Here is a 25,928-nt window from a genome sequence, read left to right as displayed (position 1 = left end):
CGGTTAAATTAATTTGGTAGTCAGCTCTTTCATCTGCTGCCGCGCCGAGGCCTCGCCGTAGAGTACGTCGTACACCATCCGCGCGATGGGCATGTCGACTCGGTGGCGGACATTGATGTGGCGGATGCAGTCGGCGGCGAAATAGCCCTCGGCCACCATCGTCATCTCGTTCAGGGCGCTGCGGACCGTGCAGCCGTGGCCGATCAGCAGACCCAGCCGCCGGTTGCGGCTGTACACCGAGTAGCAGGTCACCAGCAGGTCGCCCAGGTAGCCCGAAACCAGCGTGTTGCGCTCCGTGGGGTAGCTCTCCTCCAGAAAGCGCGTCATCTCGCCCGCCGAATTGGCGATCAGCACCGCCAGGAAATTGTCGCCGTAGCCCAGCCCCACGGCGATCCCGACGGCCAGGGCGTAGATGTTCTTCAGGATGGCGGCGTACTCGATGCCGTAGAGGTCGGTCGAGTAGCTCAGGCGGATGAAGCGCGTGGCGAAGCGCTTGCCCAGCTCCCGGGCATTCTGCTCGTCGGTGCAGACCACTGTCAGGTAGGAGAGCTTGCCGCGCGACACCTCCTCGGCGTGCGAGGGGCCGGTGACGATGCCGATCTGCTTGTAGGAGAGGGCGTAATGGTCGTGGATATACTCCACCACGGTCTTGTAGTCCCCCGGGACGATCCCCTTGATGGCCGAGACGACGAACTTATCGCCGAGCGGCTCGGTCAGCGGTTCGAGAAAACTCTTCAGGTAGGCCGAGGGGGTGGCCAGGATGATGATGTCGGCCTCGCGGACCACCCGGTTGAGGTCGTCCGAGGGGTCGATGCGGTCGCGGTCGAACTCCAGGTCGCTCACGTAGCGGGGGTTGCGTCCCTCAGTGAGCAGCCCCTCCAATACCTCGGGGTTGCGCACGTACCAGCCTACTTTTTGTTCGTTGGCCGTGAGCAGCCCCACGATCGCCGTGGCCCAGCTGCCGTAGCCGATCACCGCGCAGCGGGCTCCGGATTCTATCTTGTACTCCATGCGTCTGGCTATGATTGATGATACAAATGTAATTAAAAAAAATAATAAAAACAGAAAAATATTCCGAGGCTTTTTGTTACCTTTGTCCGGATATGTTTTCCATCGGGACCGTTTCGTTTGGACGGAGGTCCGGTGCGGAGTGAACAAAACTGTATTACAATCGGTTGAAGAAATAACAAGAGAGCAGCATAACATTATGGGACTTTTCTCACTGACACAGGAGTTGGCCATCGACCTGGGAACGGCCAATACGCTGATAATTTACAACGGCAAGGTGGTCGTGGACGAGCCGTCGATCGTGGCGCTCGACGTGCATACGGGCAAACTGGTCGCCATCGGGTACCAGGCGCGCCAGATGCACGAAAAGACCAACCCCAATATCAAGACGATCCGCCCGCTCAAGGATGGCGTGATCGCCGATTTCAACGCCACGGAGCTCATGCTGCGCGGCATGATCAAAAAGGTCAAGACCTCGGGCAGCCTCTTCGCCCCCTCGCTGCGGATGGTGATCTGCATCCCCTCGGGTTCGACCAACGTCGAGATCCGCGCCGTGCGCGACTCGGCCGAGCACGCCGGAGGCCGCGAGGTCTACATGATCTACGAGCCCATGGCCGCCGCGCTGGGCGCCGGGCTCGACGTCGAAGCCCCCGAGGGCAACATGGTCATCGACATCGGGGGCGGCACCTCGGAGATCGCCTGCATCTCGCTGGGCGGCATCGTCTGCTCGGAGTCGATCAACGTCGCGGGCGATGTCTTCACCAACGACATCCAGAGCTACGTGCGCCAGCAGCACAACATCCGCATCGGCGAAAGGACGGCCGAGGCGATCAAGTGTTCGATCGGCGCTGCCGTCTCGGACCTGGAGGAGGAGCCCGAGGATTTCGTCGTCACGGGCCCCAACATGCTCACGGCCCTGCCGCAGACCGTCTCGCTCTCGTACAGCGAGATCGCCTACGCACTGGAAAAGTCGCTCACGAAGATCGACGCGGCGCTGATGAAAGTGCTCGAATCCATGCCCCCCGAGCTCTATGCCGACATCGTGAAGAACGGCATCTACCTCGCGGGCGGTGGCGCGCTGATCAAGGGTCTCGACCGGCGGCTGAACGAAAAGACGGGCATCCCGTTCCACATCGCCGAGGACCCGCTGCGCGCCATCGCACGCGGCACGGGCATCGCGCTGAAGAACATCAACCGCTTCTCGTTCCTGATGAAATAGCCGTTTGCGATTTTATGGGGCATTTGCGGCACCTCTCTCATCCGTCCCGAACGGGAAATACCTCATGTATGTCCCGTCCGTGCCGGATTTCACGACGCACCGCGACTGCCTCCCTAAAATCGAAACGGAGGCTGTTGCGCATCCATGTCGTGATGGAAGCGATACGTACCGGATCCCGTTTTTGCTGTAAGAAGCTGTGTCCGGTTGGCTCTATGTCCGCATGCTGGCGGATGGAACCGTCCCTAATTTTTAATTTTTAATTCTTCATTTTTAATTTTCTCCCCCGTTGCGCAAGCTGATCGAATTCATACGCAGCGTCTATGTGGTGGTGCTGTTCGTGGTGCTGGAGGCGGTGGCCGTCAGCTACTACGCCCACTCGACCTCCTACACCCAGGCCCGCCTGCTCGCCCGGTCGAACCAGGTCGCGGGGGGCGTGCGCGGACTCTTTGCCGGCATCCGCCGCTATTTTACGCTCGGCAGCGAAAACCGCGTGCTGCTGGCCCGCGTGACAGCGCTCGAGGAGCGGCTGGCCGCCTACGAGGAGGCCCAAACCGCCGCGCGGCTCGACGCCTACATGGCCGGCATCGCCGAGTCGAAATACCGCTTCGCCACGGCCGCGGTGGTGGGTAATACGGCCAATCGGGCTCAAAACCTTTTGACGCTCAACCGCGGTCGGGGCGACGGCGTGGTCGAAGAGATGGCCGTCCTCTCGCCCGACGGCGCGATGGTCGGCTACGTCATCGACTGCACGGAGCGCTACGCCGTGGTCCTCTCGGTGCTGAACACCTCGTTCCGCGCCAGCGGCAAACTGGCCGGGTCCGATTATTTCGGTTCGATCTACTGGGACGGCCTCGATCCCCATCAGGTCGTGCTGGGCGAACTCTCCAAATACGCCGATCCGCAACCGGGGCAGGAGGTACTGACCACCGGGTTTTCGCAATATTTTCCCGAGGACGTGTTGATCGGCTGGGTCGAGAGCGCCTCGCTCAACGAAAATCGCACCTCCTATACGGTCCGCGTCCGGCTGGCCGCCGAAATGACCCGCCTCGTGGACGTGGTGCTGGTCGAGAACCGCGACCGCTTCGAGATCCTCGATCTGGAGCGGAGCGAACAAGTCAAACAACATACCCGGCTCAAGTAAAATGTATCGGACGCTGCCCTATTTCTCGCTCTTTCTGGTGACGGTGCTGTTGCAGGTCTTTCTCTTCGACAACCTCACGATCAGCATCTACCTCAATCCCCTGGTCTATGTGGCATTCATCGCCCTGCTGCCGCTCGACACGCCACCCGTCGTGGTTCTCCTGGCCGGCCTGGCCGCGGGCGTTGCGATGGACTTTGCGATGGGGATTGCGGGCGTGAACACCATCTCGACGCTCCTGGTCGCTTTCATGCGGGGGACGCTGCTCTCGCTGCTCTCGCGCCGCGACGACCTGCGCGAGGGGGGCGTTCCGTCGGTGGCGCGGCTGGGCCGGCGCACGTTTCTGATCTATCTGGTCGTGCTCATCGTGCTGCACCATGCCGTCTTCTTTCTGCTCGAAGCCCTCTCGTGGGCGCACCTCACGCATACGCTGCTGCGCATCGCGGCCAGCAGTGCCGTTTCGACGGCGTTCGTCTGGATCATCGCCCGGATTTTCACGGCCAAACTCCCCGTTCGCGTATGATCGGGTCGAACGAAGGATTCGTCCGCATGAGGACCTTGCAGGCGGTCGTGCTTGCGATCTTCGCCCTGATCGCCGGGCGCCTGGTCTACCTCCAGCTCATCGACACGCGCTACGAGGAGCTGGCCAAGGCCAACGTCCTGCGCCACGTGGTGCAGTACCCGCCGCGCGGCGAGGTCTTCGACCGCCGGGGCGAGTACCTGGTCCAGAGCCGCGAGTGCTACGACCTGATGGTCATCTGGAGCGAGATCGACCGGCGCGGCTTCGACACGGCGCGCATGTCGGAGGTGCTGGGCATTCCGCGTGCGAAGATCGAGCGCGAGCTGGCCAACGCCCGGATGCGGCCCCGCGCCCCGCGGCTGGTGGCCAACTACATCTCCAAGGAGGACAAGCTGCGCTTCGACGAATGCAATTTCCAGGGATTCTATACCGTCTCGCGCACCGTGCGCCGCTATCCGCGCAAGATCGGGGGCAACCTCCTGGGCTATGTGAGCGAGGTGACGCCCGACATGCTCAAGCGCCGTCCCGAGTACCGCCCGGGCGACTACGTGGGCATCGGCGGCGTGGAGTCGGCCTACGAGCGCCAGCTTCGGGGCGAGAAAGGGGTCAAGATTCTGGAGATCGACACCCACGGCGCGATCAAGGGCTCCTACATGAACGGCCGCTACGACTCGCTGCCCGAGCCGGGCAGATACCTCGTCTCGACCATCGACGCCCGCCTGCAACTGCTGGGCGAGGAGCTGATGCGCGGCAAGGTCGGAGCCGCCGTGGCGATCGAACCCGCGACGGGCGAGATTCTGATGATGGTCTCCTCGCCGACGTACGATCCCGACGAACTGGTGGGCCGCGAGCGGGGCAACAACTACATGCGGATGATCGGCAACCGCCGCCAGCCGATCTTCAGCCGCGCCGTCAGGGCCAAATACCCGCCGGGTTCGACTTTCAAACTGGTGCAGGGGCTCATCGGGTTGCAGGAGGGCGTCCTGCGTCCCTCGGACCTGCACTCCTGCCACATGGGCTACCAGGCCGGGCGGCTCAAGATGGCCTGCCACGCCCACTCCTCGCCGCTCGACCTGCGCTACGCCGTGGCCACCTCGTGCAACGCCTATTTCTGCTACGTCTTCCGCGACATCCTCGACAATCCGCGCTACGGCAGCGTCAAGGAGGGCTTCGACGTCTGGAAGAGCTATGTCGAGAGTTTCGGCTTCGGCCGCCAGCTCGGCTCGGACTTTCTGGACGAACGCGACGGCTACGTGCCCGACCGGGATTTTTACGACCGCCGCTACCGCGGTTCGTGGAACTCGCTGACCGTGCTCTCGCTCTCGATCGGCCAGGGCGAATTGGGGTGTACGCCCTTGCAGTTGGCCAATCTGGCGGCCATTCTCGCCAACCGCGGTTATTACTACATCCCCCACATCGTCAAGCGGATCGAGGGACAGGACTCGCTCGACCGCCGCTTCTACGAGCGCCATTACACCAAGGTCGAGCCGCGCCATTTCGAACCCATCGTCGAGGGCATGTGGCGGGGTGTGAACGTGGGCGGCACCTCGACGATGGCGCGCCTCGAGGGGCTCGACGTCTGCGGCAAGACCGGCACGGCCGAAAACCCGCACGGGCGCGACCACTCGACGTTCCTCTCGTTCGCTCCGAAAGACAATCCCCGGATCGCCGTCTCGGTCTACGTCGAGAACGGCGGCTTCGGCGCTTCGGCGGCCCTGCCGATCGCCAGCCTCCTGGAGGAGTACTACCTCACGGACACGATCCGCCGCCCGGCGCTGCTGGAATATGTCAAGAACATGCAAATCCACTATCCCATCTATGACCGGTAGCCGCACAAACCGCATTTTCGAGGGGGTGGACGGTGGTACGGTCCTCCTCTACGTGCTGATCGTCCTCGCAGGGTGGGTCTCGATCACCTCGGCCTCGTACGACGAGCAGACGGCCGATATTTTCGCTTTCTCGCACTTTTACATCAAGCAGCTCATGTGGATGGGCGTGGCCTGGGTCGCGGCGCTGGTGGTGCTGCTGCTCGACGAGCGGTTCTACCACATGCTGGCCTACCCGGCCTACCTGGCGGGGCTGGCGGTGCTCGTCGCCGCGCTCCTCTTCGGGCGGGAGGTCAACGGCGCCAAGGCGTGGTTCGAGTTCGGCTCCTTTCGGGTGCAGCCCGTGGAGTTCGTTAAGATCGCCACGGCGCTGGCCCTCGCGCGCGTGATGAGCGATTACTCGTTCTCGATCGACCGCCCGGGCGACCTGGTGAAGGTCGGGCTGGTGATCTGTGCGCCGCTCCTGATCATCATCCTCCAGAACGACACCGGCTCGGGCATCGTGCTCGGCTCGTTCCTCTTCGTCCTCTACCGCGAGGGGCTGAACAAGTGGCTTTGCATCCCCGTGCTGCTGATCGCCGGGCTGTTCATCGTCTCGTTCCTCCTCTCGCCCATGACGCTGCTCGTCGCGCTGATTCTGGTCTGCACGCTCTCGGAGGCGATGATGAACGGGCAGTGGCGTTCGCGCATCGTCTACCTGGCCTCGCTCTTTCTTTCGAGCATCGTGCTCTGCCTCGGGATGCACGCCGTGGCGCCCGGGCTGATGGACCTGCACGGGTGCCTGTTGACCGTAACGCTCCTCTCGCTGATCGGGGTGGTGGCCTACGCCTACCGCACGAACCTGCGCAACATCCTGATTCTGGTCGGGCTCTTCGCCGGCACGATGATCTTCCTGCCGACCACCGACTACATCTTCAACTCGATCCTCAAGCAGCACCAGCGCGACCGCATCCTCAGCTTTTTGGGAATCATCAGCGACCCGCTGGGCAGCGACTACAACGTCAACCAGTCGAAGATCGCCATCGGTTCGGGCGGCTGGCTGGGCAAGGGCTTTTTGCAGGGCACGCAGATCAAGTACGGCTTCGTCCCCGAGCGGCACACCGATTTCATCTTCTGCACCGTGGGCGAGGAGTGGGGTTTTCTGGGGGCGGCCGTGGTGCTCACGCTGCTGTGCCTGTTGATCCTGCGCCTGATGCGCATGGGCGAGCGGCAGGAGGAGCCTTTCGGACGTATCTACTGCTACTGCGTGGCGTCGATCCTGCTGTTCCACGTGCTGGTGAACGTGGGCATGACCATCGGGCTCATGCCCGTGATGGGGATTCCGCTGCCGCTGATGAGCTACGGCGGTTCGTCGCTGATCGCATTCACCATCCTGTTGTTCATCGCCGTGCGGCTCGACGCCTCGACACGGCAGTTCTCACTCCAAAAATTCTGACCCGATATGACCCGATCCACACCCCGGGGGCTGACCTCCGCCGAGGTCGCCCGAAGCCGGCAGCGACACGGCGACAACGTGATCACCCCGCCCAAGGACGATTCTGCCTGGCGGCTCTTCGCCGAGAAATTCCGCGATCCCATCATCCGCGTGCTGCTGCTGGCGGCCGTGCTGTCGTTGGCCATCGGCTTCGTGCACCGCGATTTTACCGAATCGGTAGGTATTCTTTGCGCCATCGTGCTGGCCACGTGCGTGGGTTTCTGGTTCGAGTGGGACGCCCAGCGGCGCTTCCGCCGCCTGAACCGCGTCAACGACGACCTGCCGGTCAAGGTGCTGCGCGACGGTTCGATGACCGAGATTCCGCGGCGCGACGTGGTGGTGGGCGACGTGGTCTACATCGAGAGCGGCGAGACGGTTCCGGCCGACGGCGAATTGGCGGAGGCCGTGTCGCTGAAGATCAACGAGTCGACCCTCACGGGCGAACCCGAGGTGGACAAGACGATCCTCGAGGCGGATTTCGACCCCGACGCCACCTACCCCTCGAACGTCGTGCTGCGCGGCACGACCGTGGCCGACGGCTACGGCGTCGTGGTCATCACGGCCGTGGGCGACGCAACCGAAGCGGGGCGCGTCACGGAGCAGGCGACGGTACGCAGCGACGAGCCGACGCCCCTCGACCGGCAGCTGGTGCGGCTCTCGAAGCTGATCGGCCGCGCGGGCATCGCCCTCTCGGTGGCGATCTTCTGCATCCTGGCCGGCAAGGCGTTTTTCGCGGGCAATTTGCTGGAAGAGGACTGGCTGACCATCTCGCAGCAGGTGCTGCACATCTTCATGGTCTCGGTGGCCATCATCGTCATGGCCGTGCCCGAGGGGCTGCCCATGTCGATCACCTTGTCGCTTGCCATGTCGATGCGGCGGATGCTCCGCACCAACAACCTGGTGCGCAAGATGCACGCCTGCGAGACGATGGGGGCCGTGACGGTGATCTGCACCGACAAGACCGGCACGCTCACCCAGAACCGCATGCACGTCGAGGAGCTGGTGCGCTGCGACGCGCTGCCCGAGGAGGAGTTCGCCGAGGTCGTGGCCGTGAACTCGACGGCATTCCTCGATGCGGCGGGCGCGGTGATCGGCAACCCCACCGAGGGGGCGCTTCTGAGCTGGCTGCGCGACCGGGGCGCGGACTACGAAGCCCTGCGCGCCGGAGCGCGGATCGTCGACCGGCTGACCTTTTCGACCGAGCGCAAGTACATGGCTACGATCGTCGAAAGCGGGCTTACCGGGCGGCGCCTCGTCTGCGTCAAAGGGGCTCCGGAGATCGTGCGGGCCATGTGCGCCGACGACGGACAGCAGGCCGCGGTGGCCCAGCGGCTGCTCGATTTCCAGAACCACGCCATGCGCACGCTGGCCGTGGCGTGGGCCGAGACGCCGCGGACGGACTGCCTCGAAGCGGTGGCGGACGGCGGTCTGTCGTTCGCGGCCGTGGCGGCCATCGCCGACCCGGTGCGGGCGGACGTGCCCGACGCCGTGCGCCGCTGCCTCGATGCGGGCATCGGCGTCAAGATCGTCACGGGCGACACTCCCGCCACGGCGCGCGAGATCGCCCGCCGGATCGGTCTGTGGAATGACGCCCGCGACACGGAGTGCAGCCACATGACCGGCGCGGATTTCGCTGCGGCGAGTGACGAGGAACTGCTGGGGCGCGTCGGCGAGCTGAAGATCATGTCGCGGGCCCGCCCGCTCGACAAGCAGCGGCTGGTGCGGCTCCTGCAACAGACGGGCGAGGTGGTGGCCGTCACGGGCGACGGCACGAACGACGCCCCGGCGCTGAATTTCGCCAACGTGGGCCTCTCGATGGGCTCGGGGACCTCGGTGGCCAAGGACGCCTCGGACATCACGCTGCTCGACGATTCGTTCGCATCGATCGCCACGGCCGTGATGTGGGGCCGCTCGCTCTACCGCAACATCCAGCGCTTCGTGCTCTTCCAGTTGACGATCAATTTCGCGGCCATCGTGATCTGCTTCGTGGGCGCCGTGTTCGGGACCGACATGCCGCTCACGGTGGTGCAGATTCTCTGGGTCAACATCATCATGGATACGTTCGCCGCCATGGCCATGGCCTCGCTGCCGCCCAATCCCGAGGTGATGCGCGACCGGCCGCGCCCGCGGGACGAGTTCATCATCACGCCCGCCATGGCCCGCACGATCTTCACGTGCGGCGTGGTCATGGTCGCCGTGCTGCTGGGAATGCTTTTCTGGTGGCAGATCGGCGAGGGCGAACTTTCGATCCGCCACCTGACTGTTTTCTTCTCGACGTTCGTTTTCTTCCAGTTCTGGAACATGTTCAACGCCAAGGGGTTCGAGACGCGCCACTCGGTGTTCACGTGCCTCGAGGGGTGTCGGGAGTTCTTCCTGATTCTGGCCGCCATCGGCGTGGGGCAGGTGGTGATCGTCGAACTGGGCGGCGAGGTGTTCCGCACCGAGCCGCTGCCGTGGAGGGAGTGGGCCGCCGTGATCGGTTTCACATCGCTGCTGGCCATCGGCGGCGAGATCGTGCGGGCGATCCGGCGCAGGTGATACCCGGAATGACAACAGCAAAAAAGCGGACCCTTTGCGGGGTCCGCTTTTCGTATTCAGAGTCAGGCGGGGTTACAGAATACCCTGCTCGACCATCGATTTGGCCACTTTCATGAAGCCGGCGATGTTCGCGCCCTTCATGTAGTTGACGTAGCCGTCCTTTTCGGTGCCGTATTCGAGGCACGCCGTGTGGATCGACGACATGATCTGGTGCAGCTTGGCGTCTACCTCCTCGGCCGTCCAGTTGAGTTTCTGCGAATTCTGCGTCATCTCGAGACCCGACGTGGCCACGCCGCCGGCATTGACGGCCTTGCCCGGTCCGTAGGGAATCCGAGCCTCGATGAAAGCGTCGATCGCCTCGGGGCGGCAGCCCATGTTCGAAACCTCGGCCACGAGCTTCACGCCGTTCGAGAGCAGCTTCTTGGCGTCCTCGCCGTCCAGCTCGTTCTGCGTGGCGCACGGCATGGCGATGTCGACCTTGACCTCCCACGGCTTGCGTCCGGCGAAGAACTGCGAACCGGGGAATTTCTGGGCGTACGGCTCCACCACGTCGTTGTTCGAGGCGCGCAGCTCCAACATGTAGGCGATCTTCTCCCGGTCCAGACCGGCCGGGTCGTAGATGTAGCCGTCCGGACCCGAGATCGTCACGACCTTGGCGCCCAGCTCGGTGGCTTTGGTGGCGGCGCCCCAGGCGACGTTGCCGAAGCCCGAGATGGCGATGGTCTGGCCCTTTATGTCCATGCCGGCCTTTTCGAGCATCTGCCTCAGGAAATATACGGCGCCGAAGCCCGTGGCCTCGGGACGGATGAGCGAACCGCCGTAAGTCATGCCCTTGCCCGTCAGGACGCCCGTGTTTTCGCGCGCCAGCTTGCGGTACATGCCGTAGAGGTAGCCGATCTCGCGGCCGCCCACGCCGATGTCACCGGCCGGCACGTCGGTCTGCGGTCCGATATGGCGCCACAGTTCGACCATGAACGCCTGGCAGAAGCGCATCACCTCGCGGTCCGATTTGCCCTTGGGGTTGAAATCCGAGCCGCCCTTGGCGCCGCCCATCGGCAGCGTCGTGAGGGCGTTCTTGAAGATCTGCTCGAAGCCCAGGAACTTGAGGATCGAAGGGTTCACCGAAGGGTGGAACCGCAGACCGCCCTTGTAGGGACCGATGGCGTTGTTGAACTGGATGCGGTAGCCGGTATTGACCTGGGGCACGCCCTGGTCGTCGACCCACACCACCTTGAATGTAAAGCAGCGGTCGGGTTCGACGATGCGCTCGGCGATGCGGTTGGCTTCGAATTCCGGATGCCGGTTGTAGGCCTCTTCGACGGTCATCAACACCTCGCGTACGGCTTGGAGGTATTCGCTTTCGCCCGGGTGACGGCGTTCGAGTTCCGCCATGAGTTTGTTTACGTTCATATCCTTGTAGTTTTAAAGGTTGGTTGCTTAACTGTTCACAAATATAAAACTATTTCTTATAGATTGTAACTTTTCGGGTGAAAATTATTCGGGATCGTCATCCTCCGACGCTTCCGAGACGATGCCCTTGCCCGAGCGGCCGTCGATCGAGACCCGCAGCGGGGTGTCGAAATGCACCCGTCGGAGGTATTTGCCCTCGTAATCGGCCGGCAGGGCGTCGAGCCGCTCTTCGCGGAAAATGCCCTCGCCGCGGAAAGGGTTGATCGTCAGGTAGCCCACGCCGAGCGAGGTGACGTTCTGGAAGAAATGGGTGCCCTGCGAGGGTTCGATGTCGAACTTTTCGATGCCGCACTCGACGATCACTTTCGCTTCGGAGATGTGCGTCCACTTGACCGGTACCCCGAGGAACGGGTCCGACGAGCCCCAGCGCCCGGGTCCCACGAGGACGTAGGTGCGGTTCTGCTCGCGCATGCGGGTGTTCAGGGCCAGCAGTTCGTCGGCGATCCGCTCGGTCGAGAGCGAATCGAACGCCTCCGACTTGACGTAGACGATGTCCGAGATACCCGTCATGCGGCCGACGCCGAGCGCCTGCTCGCCGTAGATCAGCGCCCGCGAGAGGTCCACGCCCGACCAGTCCACGGGGCGGTTGTCCTGGTTGTCGATGATCGGGCGGATCTGCAAGAGGTTGAAGACCTGCTGCTGACCCGGCTCCACATCCATGTTCACGGCGAACTCCACCTCCACCGGGCAGCGCATCTCCTCTGCGCCCAGGCGGAGAATGTCGGTGACGATCTCCGAGAGCGGGAAAGTATTGTATTTCAGTATGTTGTTAAAGGTGATTATCGTTCGCCCCCGGTCGTAGGGGCTGTCCGAGATGCGTTCGTTCTCGCGGTCCCAGACCGAGCAGACGAAGCGGGCGTTGCGGTACTGGCCGATCTCGGGAAGAGGGATGCGGCGCAGGTTGACGGCGTCGTCGATCGATGTGCGGAACTCCTCGGGCCGCAGGCTCAGGGCCAGCACCTCGGTCTGCGTCTCGCGCAACGCCAGCTCGGGCGTTGAGGTCTGGAGCGCTTTCTGCGGGTAGCGGGGCGAGAAGCGCAGCGTGCGGCCGCCGTCGACGACCAGTTTCCCCAGCCCCATCGCCACGTTGCAAACCCCGTCCTCGGCCTTTTCGTCGCCGATGGGGTAGCAGTTGATCGAGCGGGCCACGCCCGAAAAGGTCGGAAAGAAGAGCCCGTTCTGCTCCGTGCCGCACAACTCCTGAACGATCACGGCCATCTTCTCCTCCGAAATGAGGTTCTGCGACGAGGAGATGTAGGCCCGCGACGCGGCGAAATAGACCGAGGCGTAGACGCTCTTGACAGCGCGGAGCAGCAGCCGGAGCATCTGGTCCTCGTTCTCGGCGTAGGGGATCATGTAGGTGGAGTAGATACCCGCGAAAGGCTGGTAGTGGGAGTCCTCCAGTTTCGAGGACGAGCGCACCGCCAGCGGCGTGCGGACGGTGCGGATGTAGGTTTTGAGCTCCTCCTGCAACCGCCGGGGGATGGTCGCGGTGACGAACTCGGAGAGAATCTCCTCGTCCGAAAAGTCCTGCGAGATGATGTATTCGAGGCCGTTGAGGCGGATGAACTCGTCGAAATACTCCGTAGCGATCACCACCGAGCGGGGAATCATGATCCGCACGCCCTCGTGCTTGTCGTATTGGCGGTGCTTCAGAAGCATCGAGTTCATGAATGCCAGGCCGCGGGCCTTGCCGCCGAGCGACCCCTCGCCGATGCGGGCGAACGCCACGGCGTCGGAGTAGGTCTCCTTGTCGAAGCGCGCCACCACGCCCTGCCCCAGCAGCGTGCGGTAGTCGCGGATGAGGTTCACCAGCACGCGGCGGTGCTCCTCGACCGAGTGGAAATGGCTCTTGTTGTATCGGCGGATCGAGGCGGCCAGCGGAAAAAGCCCGCGCGAGTAGAGCCATTTCGAAAGGTGGTTCTGCGAGGTATGGTACTCGAACGCCTCGTCGGGCACCGTGGCGATCAGCTCCTGCATCTGCTTCAGGTCGCGGGCCCGGCCGATCTCGGCGCCCGTTGCGGGATCCTTGAAGATGAAATCGCCGAAGGCGAACTCGGTCGAGATGTAGTCCTGGAGCTGCGAGAGCAGCGTCTTGGAGTTCTTGGCGATGAAGCCGGCGCCGAGCCGCAGGGCCTCGGCGCGAAACTCCGTCTGCGAGGATTGCAGCAGCACGGGCATCAGGGGGTTGTCCTCGCGGATGCGGCGGCAGAGTTCGATCCCCGCATCGTGCTTTTCGGCCTGGGGCGGGTCGTTGCGGCGGAGCACGAACCCCACGTCCGAGATCACGCCCAGCAGGTTCTGCTTGTAGCGGTCGTAGAGTGCGGCGGCCTCGTCGTAGGAGGTGGCCAGGAGGATTTTGGGCCGCGCGCGCTTGCGCAGAATCTGCTGCTGTTCGTTGAAAGCGTCTTTCAGGAATTCGGTGTTCTGCATCAGGATCAGCCTGTACAGCTCAGGGAGGTAGGTCGAGTAGAAGCGGATCGAGTCCTCGACCAGCAGGATCGCCTGCACGCCGCCCTCCCGAATGTCCTCTTCGGCGTTCATCCGATCCTCGACCAGTTTGATGATGGCGATGATCAGGTCCGTATTGCCGTGCCAGCAGAAGATGTAGTCGAGCCCCGAGCGGTCCTGCTCCTCCAGCCGGCGGTAGATGTCTTTCGAAAAGGAGGTCAAAAGGGCCACCGGTATCTGGGGATGGCGCTTGCGGACCGTGCGGGCGAACGTGAAGACGTCCGGTTCGCCCACGTTGTACATCGTGAGGATGAAATCGAACGTGTCGTCCTCGCGGAGCAGTTCGAGCGCCTCGCGCGTCGAGCTGACGCGCGTGAACGAGGGCGGGTTGGACATGTTCAGGTCGATGTATTCCTGGTTGATCTGCGACTCGATATGCCCGTCCTCCTCCAGAATGTAGCCGTCGTAACTGCAACAGACCAAAAGAATCCGGTGGATGCGGTATTTCATGAAATGGTAGCGGGTCTTGCTGTCGTCGGCGAGGTGGCGTTCGAGACTCTGGTTCATGGGCTGCAAATTTAAGCGATGAACAAAAATAAGAAAAAATTGTTACCTTTGAGATCGGAAACGCTCAAATTTAACCGTCTGCCGGATGAGAAACGAAAAATACCGCTTGCAGGAGGTCTCGACGCCCGCCCTGGAGCGCGAATGGCTCGACCTGCCGAAGAAAATATACCGCGGCAACCGCAACTGGGTCTGCCCGCTTGACGAGGACATCCGCGAGGTCTTCGACCCCGCGCGCAACGAACTCTTCGCCGACGGCGAGGCCGTGCGCTGGATCGTCCGCAACGCCGACCGCGAGGTCGTGGGCCGCATCGCGGCATTTTACAACCGCGAAAAGGCCCTCCTCGAGGAGCAGCCCACGGGCGGCTGCGGATTCTTCGAGTCGATCGACGACCAGCAGGTCGCCGACATGCTCTTCGAAGCGGCGCGCATGTGGCTTGCGAGCCGCGGGATGGAGGCGATGGACGGGCCGATCAATTTCGGGCAGCGCCGCGACTGGTGGGGCCTTCTGATCGAGGGCTACGAGTTCCAGCCGCTCTACAAGAATCCCTACAATCCGCCCTATTACAAGGAGCTGTTCGAGAACTACGGCTTCCGGAACTATTTCAATCAGAACAGCTACATCTGGCGGGCCAACATCTCCGAGGCCAGCGAGCGCATCTTCGACCGGGCCGAGCGTCTGTTGTCGACCCCGGGCTACCACGTCGAGAACATCGATACGAACAACCTCGAGGAGGCCGCCGAGAATTTCCGGCTGATCTACAACAAGGCCTGGGCGCTCTTCTCGGGCGTGCGGCCCATGACGCGCGAGGAGGCGTTGCAGATGATGAAGTCGATGAAGCCCATCCTCGACCCCGACATCGTCTTCTTCGCCTATTTCAACGACGAACCGATCGGCTTCTTCGTCACCGTGCCCGACCTGAACCGCCTGATCGGCAAGTTCCGGGGCAAGTTCGGCTGGTGGCAGAAGCTGCGCCTGATGTGGGACTTGAAGGTCCGCAAGACGGGCGACCGCATCTTCGGCATCATCTTCGGCATCGCGCCCGAGTTCCACGGCAAGGGGGTCGAGTCGGCCATCATGGCCCGCTACTGGCATTTCATGATGGAGAAGCAGACGCGCTACAAAACATTGGAACTGGCCTGGATCGGCGATTTCAACCCCGTGATGAACCGCATGATCGAAACCTACGTCTGTGCCACGCGCCACAAGATGCACACCACCTACCGCTACCTCTTCGACCGCGACCGCGAGTTCCACCGCTGTCCGCGTCTGGGGGTCCGCCGCCGCGAGTAAAACCTTAAAACGAGATAATGAAAACAACCGCTTTTACCGAGTACCACCGCGCCGCAGGGGCCAAAATGGCCGAGTTCGCGGGCTACGACATGCCCATCGAGTTCACGGGCATCAACGACGAGCACCTCACCGTCCGCAACGGCGCCGGGGTCTTCGACGTCAGCCACATGGGCGAAATCTGGGTCAAGGGCCCGCGGGCGCTCGATCTGTTGCAGCGCATCACCACCAACGACGTGTCGAAACTTTACGACGGCAAAGTGCAGTATTCGTGCATGCCCAACGGCCGCGGCGGCATCGTCGACGACATCCTGGTCTACCGCATCGAAGCCGAAACGTACCTCTTGGTCGTCAACGCCGCCAACGTCGAAAAGGACTGGCGGCACATTTGCGCCGAGGGCCGCGCTTTCGGGATGGAGGCGGGTCACGGACGGGAGCTCTACAACGCTTCGGACGAGATTTGCCAGCTGGCCGTGCAGGGACCGCTGGCGATGAAGATCGTCCAGAAAATGTGCGCCGAGCCGGTCGAGGAGATGGAGTATTACACGTTCCGCAAGATGCAGGTGGCGGGCTGCGACGCCATCCTCTCGATCACGGGCTACACCGGGTCGGGCGGCTGCGAGATTTACGTGGCGAACGAGGACGGCGAGCGCCTGTGGAAAGCCTTGTGGGAAGCGGGCGCCGAGTACGGGCTGAAGAATATCGGGCTGGGTGCGCGCGACACGCTGCGGCTCGAAAAGGGTTTCTGTCTCTATGGCAACGACATCGACGACACGACCTCGCCCATCGAGGCGGGACTGGGGTGGATCACCAAGTTCGCCGAGGGCAAGGAGTTCATCGACCGTCCCCTGATGGAGCGGCAGAAAGCCGAGGGGGTTACGCGCAAACTGGTGGGCTTCAAGCTGATCGACCGCGGCATTCCCCGCCACGGCTACACGCTGGCCGCACCCGACGGCACGCCGATCGGTACGGTCACCTCCGGCACCATGTCGCCGTGCCTCAAGGTGGGCATCGGCATGGGCTACGTCGAGCCGCAATACGCCAAGCCCGGCACCGAAATCGCCGTCGTGATACGCGAAAAACTCTTGAAAGCGGAGATAGTCAAACTGCCTTTCGTATAGTTTTCGATTTTATGCGGATTTCCGCACATCCCTCGCACGGGGCGAATGGAATGTACGTTGATCCATCCGCCCCGTTCTTCACAATGCACGAAACTATCTCACCTAAAATCAAAAACTCAGGGTGTGGTGCTGCTCCCCTATAATCGAAAACCGGAAGCGGGTGGGGTGCGGCGGTACGGCTTGCGGCACGAAAATGGCGGAAGCCGTTGAAAAACTTTCGTGCCTATGAATACCTCCTATCTCGGGTTGCGGCTTGCGAGCCCCGTGGTGGTCGGCAGTTCGCCCTACACCTCCTGCAAAACCAATATCGAACGGTGCGTGCGCCACGGTGCCGGCGCCGTGGTACTCAAATCGATCTTCGAGGAGCAGGTGCTCCGCCACGCCGCCGTCTTCGACTACGTGCCGCAGGGGATGGGCGACGAGGGCGAGTACCTCGAAAGTTACCTCGGCGACCACTACAAGCTCCGGTTCCTCGACCTCATCCGCGACGCCCGCTCGACGGGCGTGCCGGTCATCGCCAGCATCAACTGCATCTCGGCGGGCGAGGGGTGGGTCGAATATGCCGCGGCGATGGCCGACGCGGGAGCTTCGGCGCTGGAGCTGAATATCTTTTTGCAGCCCGTCGATCCCGAACTGTCGTCCGAAGCGCTCGAAGCGGCCTATGTCGGGGTCGTCGGCCGGGTGGTGGAGGCGGTCCGGATTCCGGTTTCGGTGAAGCTCCCGATGCGGCTGACGAATACGCTGGGCATGGCCCGCCGGCTGTGGCGCGTCGGGGCGCGGGGCGTGGTGCTCTACAACCGCTTCTTCGAACCCGACATCGACATCGAGCGCATGGCGTTCGTGAGGAGCGATCCGTTCAGCCGGCCATCCGAGCTGCGCAACGTCTTGCGCAGTGCTGCGCTCTGTGCGTCGCTGGTGCCCGAACTGGACGTGGCCGTCTCGACGGGCGTCCACGACGGTGCTGCCGCCGTCAAGGCGTTGTTGTGCGGGGCGAACGCCGTGCAGCTCTGCTCGGCCATCCACTACCACGGGTACGACGTGATCGGCCGAATCGACCGCTTCATCGACGCCTGGGCCCGGCGCCACGAGTTCGGCTCGGTGGAGGAGTTCTGCGGCCGGATGCGCTACGACGACGAGAATAGCGACTATTTCCAGCGCGTGCAATACATGAAATACTTTCCCCGCGACACGGAATAATCGACGTGTGTGCGCACACACTACTGTTTTCGGCTGACGCAGCGAGTGGCGGTACGAGTGCGAACACGGAGGATTTCGCGGCAGAGCGTTCGGCTGTTTGCGGCGGCCGTTCGTTCATCGGAACGCGAAACATCCGGTGTGTGCGCACACACTGCGGATTCTGGAGCGCTGGCGATCTGCGACCGGCGTGTTCCCTTAGGGAGTTCTGCGTTGCGCGACGGGGTGGTACCAGATGCGGTGATCGGGGGTAAAACAGAGGGTGTGTGCGCACACACTGCACGTTTTCGTAGTCAGCAGGATTGGGCCAGCTCGAGGCAGACCTCCTCGAAGCGGCGGCGCAGCTCCGCCTCGTCGCGGATCAGGGCACGCAGCCGCTCCAGCCGCCGTGCGTTGTCCGATTCGGGAATCCAGAGCCTCAGGTAGCCGCCGTCGCCGTATTTGCGGCGGAGGTGGTCGCGGCAGCGGGCGAACTGCTCCTCGTGCGTGAGGTCGGGGCAGTGCTCCAGACCGTACTGGACGGTGCGGCGGAGGACCGTGAGGGGGTCGATGCAGCGGTCGGCCTCGGCGACGATGCGGCCGTAAATCGTGCGCGGCTCGTGGTCGGATGAGGCGCGGTGGTCCTCTACGGCTTGTGCCATCGTCTCGATCTGCTCGGCCGGGAAACGGCGGCGCAGTTCGGGATCGGCGCGCACGATTTCTCCCGAACGCAGGTGGTGGCGTTCGCGGCCCGCTTCGAGCCCGAGGTCGTGGCAGGCGGCGATGGCGTATACCATGTTCATGTCGACAGGGTACAGAGTGGCCAGTTGCAGGCTTTGTGCGATGACCGTCCGCGCATGGTCGGCGCGGTGTGCGGCGTCGAAAGCGGCGTAGCGCGGGAGGATTTCGCGCTCGACGTAGGCGACCAGTTCGGGATCGGGTTGCATGATGCGAAGATAGCGGTTTTGGAATATTCGGACAAGAGAAAGCCCCTCCTTTTTGCGGGAGGGGCTTTGAGTGTCAATATGCCTGCTGGCGTAACCGGGTCAACCGCTATTTGGCGTACGACACGGCGCGCGTTTCGCGGATGACGGTGATCTTTACCTGACCCGGGTACGTCATTTCGTCCTGGATCTTCTTGGCGATGTCGTGCGACAGCCCTTCGGACTCCTGGTCCGAGAGTTTGTCGGCACCGACGATCACGCGCAATTCGCGGCCGGCCTGGATGGCGTAGGTCTTCACCACGCCGGGGTACGAGAGGGCGATGTCCTCCATCTCCTTGAGCCGTTTGATGTAGCTCTCGACCACCTCGCGGCGTGCGCCGGGGCGTGCGCCCGAGATGGCGTCGCAGACCTGGATGATCGGGGCGATCAGCGAGGTCATCTCCACCTCGTCGTGGTGGGCGCCGATGGCGTTGCAGACCTCGGGTTTCTCCTTGAATTTTTCGGCCAGCTTCATGCCAATGATTGCGTGCGGCAGTTCCGGCTCGTCGTCGGGCACCTTGCCGATGTCGTGCAGCAGACCTGCGCGGCGGGCCGTCTTGGGGTTCAGCCCCAACTCGGCGGCCATGATGCCTGCCAAGTTGGCCGTTTCGCGGGCGTGTTGCAGGAGGTTCTGACCGTAGGAGGAGCGGTATTTCATCTTGCCGATCATGCGGATCAACTCGGGGTGCAGTCCGTGGATGCCCAGGTCGATCGTGGTGCGCTTGCCCACCTCGACGATCTCCTCCTCGATCTGCTTCTGGACCTTGGCGACCACCTCCTCGATGCGGGCGGGGTGGATGCGGCCGTCGGTGACGAGTTGGTGGAGGGCCAGGCGCGCAATCTCGCGGCGAACGGGGTCGAAGCCCGAGAGGATGATCGCCTCGGGCGTGTCGTCGACGATGATCTCGATGCCCGTAGCGGCTTCCAGGGCGCGGATGTTGCGCCCCTCGCGGCCGATGATGCGGCCCTTGACCTCGTCGGATTCGATGTTGAAGACCGTCACGGCGTTCTCGATGGCCGTCTCGGTGGCTACGCGCTGGATCGAGGCCACGATGATGCGCTTGGCCTCCTTGGTGGCGGTGAGTTTGGCCTCCTCGACCGTCTCGTTGATGTAGGCGGCGGCTTCGGTCTTGGCCTCGGCTTTCATGTTTTCCACCAGGATATTGCGGGCGTCCTCGGAACTCATGCCCGAAATCTGCTCGAGGCGCACGTTCTGCTCGCGCTTCATCTGGTCGATTTCCTCTTTCTTGTGTTCGAGAATCTGCAACTGGTTCTGCATCTGCTCCCTCAGCCGCTCGTTCTCGCGTAACTTGTTCTCCAGGTCGCGCTGCTGGTTCAGGAGGTTCTGCTCGATCTGCTTGGCGCGCTGTTCGCTCTGGGCGATTTTCTGGCTGCGTTCGTTCGCCTGGCGGTCGTATTCGCTCTTGAGTTGGATGAATTTCTCTTTTGCCTGCAAGATGCGCTCTTTCTTAATCATCTCGCCTTCGGCCTCGGCCTCTTTCAAGGCGGCTTCGCGGCGCTTGCGGATCGACGTGCGGGCCACGAGGTTGGTCACAACCCCGTAGACGACGACGGCAACCAAGGCGGAGATGCAGGCGACCAAAATGGTATACATAGGTATTTGCGTGTTTTGTGTTATTAATTAGGTTTACTATGGTATTGCAAAGCAAGTGTCCGCTCTTCCGTAGGTCGGGCGGACGATCGCTATAAAAAAACCGCATAGGATTCCTTAGCTTGTTTGACGAATCTGCAAGATAGGTCACATGTGGGGGCTCCGACAATCGCAACCTTCCAACGGCACGCTCGGAGCGGGCACCCCTTGCGGGGTCAAGGCCTGGTTTTGAAGCGCCGTGAGTTGCCCCAATTTAAAAAGTGTTCAGTTTCGCAAAGCTGTAAGGAATCTATGCGGGTAGATTCTCTTCGGGTATGTTAAAGAACGTTCGTTCGCCTCGGCTGTCGGTCCCTTTCGGGCTGCCGTTTCGCCGGGTTTGTGCTATCCGCTACAACCTCTCCTCCCCGGCTACTCGCCCAGGGTGTTGAGGTAGGAGTCGATCTCCGTGGAGATGCGCTCCAGCTGCCGGAGCTCCTCGCTGCCGACCTCGCGGCTCTGGCGCATGTCGGCGTTAGCGATGGCGAATTTCAAGGCGGCCATCGACAGGTAGTCCTGGTCGGTCCAGTTCTTGAAATTGTTGCGTTTTATCTGTGCGAGGTAGGTGTTCACCTCCCGCTCGGCCAACCGGTAGATCTCCTCCTTTTCGCTCTCGATGTTGAGCGAATAGCTCTTGCCGGCTATTTTGAGTGTGATCGCCTGTTGTGCCATGTTTCGTTTCGTTCGGGATAGGCATCCGGCCCCTCCCCGTTGTTTATCGTTCCGTTCCCTCACTGGGGGCGACCTCGGCGGCCCCTCCCAGAAGCGCGATACATTTGTCTACCTCCCGCATCAGACGGTTGACGCGCGCACGCGCTTTGTCCCGGTTGCGGCTCTCTCCCGCCAGCCCTTCGGTGAGCTGCATGCGCGACAGTTCGGCATTCAACTCCCTTACGCGCTCCTGCAACGAGCGGTTCTCGTTCCTCAGGCTTTCGCACCGCTCCTTCAGTTGGACGCAAAGCCCCGACAACCTGCGGTGGTCGTCCAGGAGCTGCCGAATCCGGCTCTCGAAATTGTTTATCACGCTTTTGTCGGCCATCGGCTGCGGAAAAGTTCCCTTTTACTTTTCAAAGGTACGAAAAAAACGATTAAATGCAAAAAATATTTTATCATCCGATCCCTCGCGCGGATGCCGGTGCTGCATCGTGGGCGGATGAAATTTCAGACCACGCGGCCATAAAGGTCGTAATCGGCGGCCGAGTCGATCCTTACGTCGTAGAAATGCCCTCTCTGAAGACGACGCGCGGCGACGGGGATCAGCACCTCCTGGTCCACCTCGGGCGAGTCGTACTGGGTGCGGCCGACGAAGTAGTCGCCCTGGCGCGAGTCGATCACAACGCGCTCGGTTCGCCCCACGCGGCGGCGGTTGTTTTCGAGCGACAGCTCCTGCTGCAAGGCCATCAGGCGCTCAGTGCGTTGCTGCTTGACCTGCTCGGGCACGTCGGCCGTGAGCTTTTCGGCCGAGAAAGTTCCCTCCTCCTCGGAGTAGGGAAAGACCCCCAGGCGTTCGAAACGCACGTCGCGCACGAAATCCATGAGTTCGGCGAAATCGGTCTCCGTTTCGCCCGGATAGCCCACCAAGAGGGTGGTGCGCAGTGCCAGGTCGGGGATGGCGGAGCGCAGGCGGCGGACGAGCTCCAGCGCTTCGGCTTTGGTGTGGCGGCGGTGCATGGCCGAAAGCTGGGCGTCGGAGATGTGCTGGAACGGGATGTCGAGGTATTTGCAGATTTTGGGCTCCGTGGCCATCGCTTCGATCACGTCGTCGGGAAAGGCGGCGGGGTAGGCGTAGTGGAGCCGAATCCACGCGATCCCCTCGATGCGGCACAGGCGGTGCATCAGTTCGGCGAGCCGGCGGCGGCCGTAGAGGTCCAGCCCGTAGTAGGTCGTGTCTTGGGCGATGAGGATCAGTTCGCGGACCCCCTGTGCGGCCAGCTTGCGGGCTTCCTCCTCCAGCTGCTCGATCGGGACCGAAACGTGCGGACCCCGGATGAGCGGTATGGCACAGTAGCCGCATTTCCAGTTGCAGCCCTCGGAGATTTTGAGGTAGGCGTAGTGGCGCGGGGTGGTCAGGCGGCGCTCGGTGGCCAGCTCGGGCCCGTCGGCCGCGCCCAGTGCGCGGATGATCCCGTCCCAGGTGCGGGCGCCGAAATAGGCGTCGACCTCGGGAATTTCGGTCCTCAGGGCATCGGCATAGCGCTCCGAGAGGCAGCCGATGACGAACAGGCGGTCGATCTTCCCGGCCTCCTTGGCCGCCGCGGCCCGCAGGATCAGGTCGATGGACTCCTGCTTGGCGTCGCCGATAAATCCGCAGGTGTTGATGACCACCGTGCGGGCGTCGGTGCGGTCGCTGTCGAAGACCACCTCGTAGCCCGCAGCCGCCAGGCGGGCCATCAGGTGCTCCGAATCGACCGTGTTCTTCGAGCAGCCGAGGGTGATGACGTTAATTTTTTTCATCGCCGAACAGTGCGTTGACGAACTCGCGGCGGTCGAAGATGCGCAGGGCATCGATCCCCTCGCCGATACCGATGTAGCGCACCGGAATGTGGAACTGGTCGCTGATGCCGATCACCACGCCCCCCTTGGCCGTGCCGTCGAGTTTGGTGATCGTGAGCGACGTTACTTTGGTCGCCTGGGTGAACTGGCGGGCCTGCTCGAAGGCATTCTGTCCCGTCGAGCCGTCGAGCACGAGCATCACCTCGTGGGGCGCGTCGGGGATAACTTTCGACATGACGTTGCGGATCTTCGTCAGCTCGTTCATCAGCCCCACCTTGTTGTGGAGCCGGCCGGCGGTGTCGATCAGCACCACGTCGGCGCCGTTGGCGCGGGCCGACGTGAGCGTGTCGAAAGCCACCGAAGCGGGGTCGGAGCCCATCTCCTGCCGGATCATCGTGGCTCCGGCGCGGTCGGCCCACACCTTGAGCTGGTCAATGGCGGCGGCGCGGAACGTGTCGGCGGCGCCGATCCACACCTTGCGGCCCGCGCGTGTGAGCTGAGCGGCGAGCTTGCCGACGGTGGTGGTCTTGCCGGCGCCGTTGACGCCCACGACCATCACCACGCAGGGTTCACCGGGACGGGCATCGAGCCCGAAATGCTCGGCCGAGCCGGAGGCCTGCTCCAGGAGGTCTGCAATCTCCTCGCGCAGGAGGCGTTGCAGCTCCGAAGCGTTCATGTATTTGTCGCGCGCCACGCGCTCTTCGATGCGGCGGATGATCTTCACGGTGGTCTCGACCCCCACGTCGGAGGTGATCAGCACCTCCTCCAGGTCGTCCAGCACGTCGGCGTCGATTGCCGAGCGGCCCGCTACGGCGCGCGCCAGTTTGGAGAAGAGGCCCGTCTTGGTCCGCTCCAGACCGGCGTCGAGCTCGGCTTGCTGCTGCCGCACCTCCTCGGCGGGGGCGGGTGTGTCGGTTCGCTTTTTGAAAATATCGAAAAATGCCATACCTTATTATAAAGTGAAAGGTTAAAGGTGAAAAGTGAAAGGCGTCGATTTCTTCAGCAAAGATAGCAAGAAAGTTTGGAAAAAAACGTTACCTTTACCGAAGATATGCCGTGCGGCGGGCAGGCCGGAATCAACCGGGCCCGGCCAAAGGCATCAACCGATGGATTTAACCGTTTTTGAAGCATGAAAAGAACCCTCTTGCTCCTGATCGCCGTGCTGTGCGGCGTCGTTTCGGCCGCCGCGCAGGATTTGATCGTCAAGACCGACTCGACGCGGATCGAGGCCAAAGTCAACGAGATCACCCCCGATGCGGTGCGTTACAAGCGCTATTCGAACCCCGACGGCCCGACCTATGTGCTGCCCATCGTCGAGATTGGCTACATACAATACGCCAACGGCGAGAAAGAGTATTTCAAGGCGCAGCCGGCTTTGTCCGCTGCTGCGACGCCCGAACCGCAGCCCGCAACGGCTGCGACGACCGCTGTACCCGTTGTGCCCGCAACGGAGCTCCAGGCGCCCGCGGGGGCGGAATACGTGCTCAAGCAGTATGCCGTGGGCGATTATTACGAACGCGACGGCATACAGGGCGTGGTATGCCAGGTCTCCGAGGACCGGCTGCACGGGATGATCGTCTCGCTCGACGAGATATACCTCCCCTGGAGCGCTTTCCGCAAGCCCGACCTGCGCTTGACGGGTGTGGACGACCGGACGGACGGGACGGTCAACATGGAGAACGTGGCCCGCTACATCGCGGACAACGACCTCTCGTGGGACGATTTCCCGGCATTCAAGTGGTGCCGTGACAAGGGGGAGGGGTGGTATCTGCCCGCCATCGACGAACTGCTCACGATCGGTCACAACTACAACGGCGGTTCGCGTGCGGGAAACAACCGCCAGGCCCGCAACAAATTCAACAATTCGCTCAAAGATAATGGCGGCGAACGGATGGACCGGCTGGTTTACTATTTCTCCTCCACGGAGATGGACGAGAAGAACGCCTACACCTCCCACATGGCGCTCGAACCGCCCTACGTGGTCGAGATTCCCAAGTACAACAAGTTTCTGGTGCGGGCCGTACGCAGGTTCTGACCCCGGGCGGAGTCGTCGGCTCGTTTGCGAGCGGTGCTATGGTGCGGAGTGCGCAGCCGGGAGTTGCGGGCGTGCGGAGGTTCTGCCCCCGGACGGAGTAGCACGGTCGGCTCGGCTTGAGGGCCTACTGAATACGCAACAGACGAAAGCGGTCGCCCTCTTTCGGACCGTTTGCTGCGAGCCCTCCCCCGTCTCGACATACTGAAAAAACAGGACGCCTCTTCCATGCGGGAGGGCGTCTTTTCGTTGCGGGCGAGGCGCCGCGGTGTGTTCCGAGGCGCGGTGTGTGCGCAAACACAAAGGGCAGCCCATTCGGGATGCCCTTTGTATTTTAAGATCGCTCTTAAAAATACTATTTCTTCTCTTCGAAGAACTCCTTGACCTGGTCGTTGGGGATGATGCCTTCCTTGAACATGTAGGCTCCGGTCTTCTCCGACTTGACCATCTTGATGCACTTGGTAAACTGCTTACCTGCACCGGTTTTCAGCGTTGCGACTACTTTCTTTGCCATAGAGCTTTATTTCCTATTTGATTTCACGGTGAACGGTGACCTTCTTCAGGAACGGATTGTACTTGCGGCGCTCCAGACGGTCGGGGGTGTTCTTCTTGTTCTTGGTAGTGATGTAGCGGGACATTCCTGCAACACCGCTCTCTTTCTGTTCGGTGCATTCGAGGATGACCTGCACGCGGTTGCCTTTTTTTGCCATGTGTCGATTCGGTGTTTTTAGTAGATGGACTTGGCTGCGACTGCTTCACGCAGAGCGACCGCAAGACCTTTCTTGTTGATTGTTTTCATGCCGGCGGCCGTTACCTTCAGGGTAATCCAGCGACCCTCCTGCTCGGACCAGAAACGCTTGGTTTTCAGATTGGGACTGAATTTGCGCTTGGTCTTGTGGTGCGAGTGCGAGACGTTGTTGCCCACCATCGCCACCTTGCCTGTGATTTCGCAAACTTTCATGTTGTTCGATAAGGTTTA

The 25,928-nt window shown here is 62.3% G+C and carries 22 protein-coding genes; 10 read left to right on the top strand and 12 right to left on the bottom strand.

The window, feature by feature from the left end:
- Positions 1-3 precede the first annotated feature (3 nt).
- Positions 4-1,011, bottom strand: coding sequence for an NAD(P)H-dependent glycerol-3-phosphate dehydrogenase (locus tag ACMQ11_RS04560; RefSeq protein ID WP_418991537.1), 1,008 nt, complete (start codon positions 1,009-1,011; stop codon positions 4-6).
- A 196-nt stretch (positions 1,012-1,207) separates the two neighbouring features.
- On the opposite strand from ACMQ11_RS04560, the gene ACMQ11_RS04555 reads away from it, so the two are divergent.
- From ACMQ11_RS04555 to ACMQ11_RS04530, 6 genes are all read left to right on the top strand, one after another.
- Entirely contained in the window at positions 1,208-2,227 is a 1,020-nt protein-coding gene (locus ACMQ11_RS04555; protein WP_418991536.1) for a rod shape-determining protein, read from the top strand.
- A gap of 286 nt (positions 2,228-2,513) precedes the next feature.
- Positions 2,514-3,368: a rod shape-determining protein MreC gene (gene mreC / locus ACMQ11_RS04550; RefSeq protein ID WP_418991535.1), complete on the top strand. Its 855-nt coding sequence runs from the start codon at positions 2,514-2,516 to the stop codon at positions 3,366-3,368.
- 1 nt (position 3,369) lies between these two features.
- Complete coding sequence (locus tag ACMQ11_RS04545; protein WP_418991534.1) at positions 3,370-3,888, top strand: rod shape-determining protein MreD; 519 nt, start codon at positions 3,370-3,372, stop codon at positions 3,886-3,888.
- Positions 3,885-5,714 (top strand): peptidoglycan D,D-transpeptidase FtsI family protein, encoded by a 1,830-nt coding sequence (locus ACMQ11_RS04540; RefSeq protein WP_418991532.1) that lies wholly within the window; start codon positions 3,885-3,887, stop codon positions 5,712-5,714. Before ACMQ11_RS04545 ends, ACMQ11_RS04540 begins: the two co-directional genes overlap by 4 nt.
- The gene (gene rodA, locus ACMQ11_RS04535; RefSeq protein WP_418991531.1) at positions 5,704-7,146 is read left to right on the top strand and encodes a rod shape-determining protein RodA; all 1,443 of its coding nucleotides are present in this window, start codon (positions 5,704-5,706) and stop codon (positions 7,144-7,146) included. Before ACMQ11_RS04540 ends, rodA begins: the two co-directional genes overlap by 11 nt.
- 6 nt (positions 7,147-7,152) lie before the next feature.
- Positions 7,153-9,723 (top strand): calcium-translocating P-type ATPase, PMCA-type, encoded by a 2,571-nt coding sequence (locus ACMQ11_RS04530; protein ID WP_418991529.1) that lies wholly within the window; start codon positions 7,153-7,155, stop codon positions 9,721-9,723.
- Between the two features lie 72 nt (positions 9,724-9,795).
- On the opposite strand, the gene gdhA is transcribed toward ACMQ11_RS04530, so the two are convergent.
- Both gdhA and ACMQ11_RS04520 read right to left on the bottom strand, forming a co-directional pair.
- Entirely contained in the window at positions 9,796-11,133 is a 1,338-nt protein-coding gene (gene gdhA, locus ACMQ11_RS04525; protein WP_418991528.1) for an NADP-specific glutamate dehydrogenase, read from the bottom strand.
- A gap of 84 nt (positions 11,134-11,217) precedes the next feature.
- The gene (locus ACMQ11_RS04520) at positions 11,218-14,211 is read right to left on the bottom strand and encodes a PEP/pyruvate-binding domain-containing protein (protein ID WP_418991527.1); all 2,994 of its coding nucleotides are present in this window, start codon (positions 14,209-14,211) and stop codon (positions 11,218-11,220) included.
- Between the two features lie 85 nt (positions 14,212-14,296).
- Here ACMQ11_RS04520 and ACMQ11_RS04515 point away from each other — a divergent pair, with 85 nt between their 5' ends.
- The 3 genes from ACMQ11_RS04515 (at position 14,297) to ACMQ11_RS04505 (ending at position 17,817) form a co-directional block, all read left to right on the top strand.
- Complete coding sequence (locus ACMQ11_RS04515; protein WP_418991526.1) at positions 14,297-15,502, top strand: hypothetical protein; 1,206 nt, start codon at positions 14,297-14,299, stop codon at positions 15,500-15,502.
- Between the two features lie 17 nt (positions 15,503-15,519).
- A complete protein-coding gene (gene gcvT / locus ACMQ11_RS04510) occupies positions 15,520-16,620 on the top strand; it encodes a glycine cleavage system aminomethyltransferase GcvT (protein WP_418991525.1) in 1,101 nt (366 codons plus the stop codon).
- 225 nt (positions 16,621-16,845) lie between these two features.
- Complete coding sequence (locus ACMQ11_RS04505) at positions 16,846-17,817, top strand: dihydroorotate dehydrogenase-like protein (protein WP_418991524.1); 972 nt, start codon at positions 16,846-16,848, stop codon at positions 17,815-17,817.
- A gap of 290 nt (positions 17,818-18,107) precedes the next feature.
- Here ACMQ11_RS04505 and ACMQ11_RS04500 read toward each other — a convergent pair whose 3' ends face one another.
- The 6 genes from ACMQ11_RS04500 to ftsY form a co-directional block, all read right to left on the bottom strand.
- On the bottom strand, positions 18,108-18,740 hold the full coding sequence (locus ACMQ11_RS04500; protein ID WP_418991522.1) for an HD domain-containing protein: 633 nt from the start codon (positions 18,738-18,740) through the stop codon (positions 18,108-18,110).
- A 106-nt stretch (positions 18,741-18,846) separates the two neighbouring features.
- Entirely contained in the window at positions 18,847-20,391 is a 1,545-nt protein-coding gene (gene rny, locus ACMQ11_RS04495) for a ribonuclease Y (protein WP_418991521.1), read from the bottom strand.
- Between the two features lie 405 nt (positions 20,392-20,796).
- Positions 20,797-21,096: a cell division protein ZapA gene (locus tag ACMQ11_RS04490; protein WP_418991520.1), complete on the bottom strand. Its 300-nt coding sequence runs from the start codon at positions 21,094-21,096 to the stop codon at positions 20,797-20,799.
- Positions 21,097-21,139: 43 nt separating this feature from the next.
- Positions 21,140-21,463, bottom strand: coding sequence for a hypothetical protein (locus ACMQ11_RS04485; protein WP_418991519.1), 324 nt, complete (start codon positions 21,461-21,463; stop codon positions 21,140-21,142).
- Between the two features lie 122 nt (positions 21,464-21,585).
- Positions 21,586-22,878, bottom strand: coding sequence for a 30S ribosomal protein S12 methylthiotransferase RimO (gene rimO, locus ACMQ11_RS04480; protein WP_418991518.1), 1,293 nt, complete (start codon positions 22,876-22,878; stop codon positions 21,586-21,588).
- Positions 22,865-23,863 (bottom strand): signal recognition particle-docking protein FtsY, encoded by a 999-nt coding sequence (gene ftsY, locus ACMQ11_RS04475; RefSeq protein ID WP_418991517.1) that lies wholly within the window; start codon positions 23,861-23,863, stop codon positions 22,865-22,867. The genes rimO and ftsY overlap by 14 nt, the downstream gene beginning before the upstream one ends.
- 183 nt (positions 23,864-24,046) lie before the next feature.
- On the opposite strand from ftsY, the gene ACMQ11_RS04470 reads away from it, so the two are divergent.
- Positions 24,047-24,952 carry a hypothetical protein gene (locus tag ACMQ11_RS04470; protein ID WP_418991516.1) on the top strand — a complete coding sequence of 302 codons (906 nt, stop codon included), beginning with the start codon at positions 24,047-24,049 and terminating at the stop codon, positions 24,950-24,952.
- 352 nt (positions 24,953-25,304) lie between these two features.
- Here the strand turns inward: ACMQ11_RS04470 and ACMQ11_RS04465 are convergent, their stop codons facing one another.
- The 3 genes from ACMQ11_RS04465 to rpmB are packed head-to-tail and all read right to left on the bottom strand — an operon-like array spanning position 25,305 to position 25,910.
- Positions 25,305-25,463 carry a DUF4295 domain-containing protein gene (locus tag ACMQ11_RS04465; RefSeq protein WP_418991515.1) on the bottom strand — a complete coding sequence of 53 codons (159 nt, stop codon included), beginning with the start codon at positions 25,461-25,463 and terminating at the stop codon, positions 25,305-25,307.
- Between the two features lie 13 nt (positions 25,464-25,476).
- Complete coding sequence (gene rpmG, locus ACMQ11_RS04460; RefSeq protein ID WP_418991514.1) at positions 25,477-25,659, bottom strand: 50S ribosomal protein L33; 183 nt, start codon at positions 25,657-25,659, stop codon at positions 25,477-25,479.
- 17 nt (positions 25,660-25,676) lie between these two features.
- Complete coding sequence (gene rpmB / locus ACMQ11_RS04455) at positions 25,677-25,910, bottom strand: 50S ribosomal protein L28 (protein ID WP_418991513.1); 234 nt, start codon at positions 25,908-25,910, stop codon at positions 25,677-25,679.
- Positions 25,911-25,928 lie beyond the last annotated feature (18 nt).

Origin of the sequence: Alistipes sp. (assembly GCF_048465575.1) — a bacterium.
Lineage (GTDB): Bacteria > Bacteroidota > Bacteroidia > Bacteroidales > Rikenellaceae > Alistipes.
The sequence above is the reverse complement of the archived record's forward strand: the minus strand, read 5'-3'. Positions and strand labels throughout refer to the sequence as shown.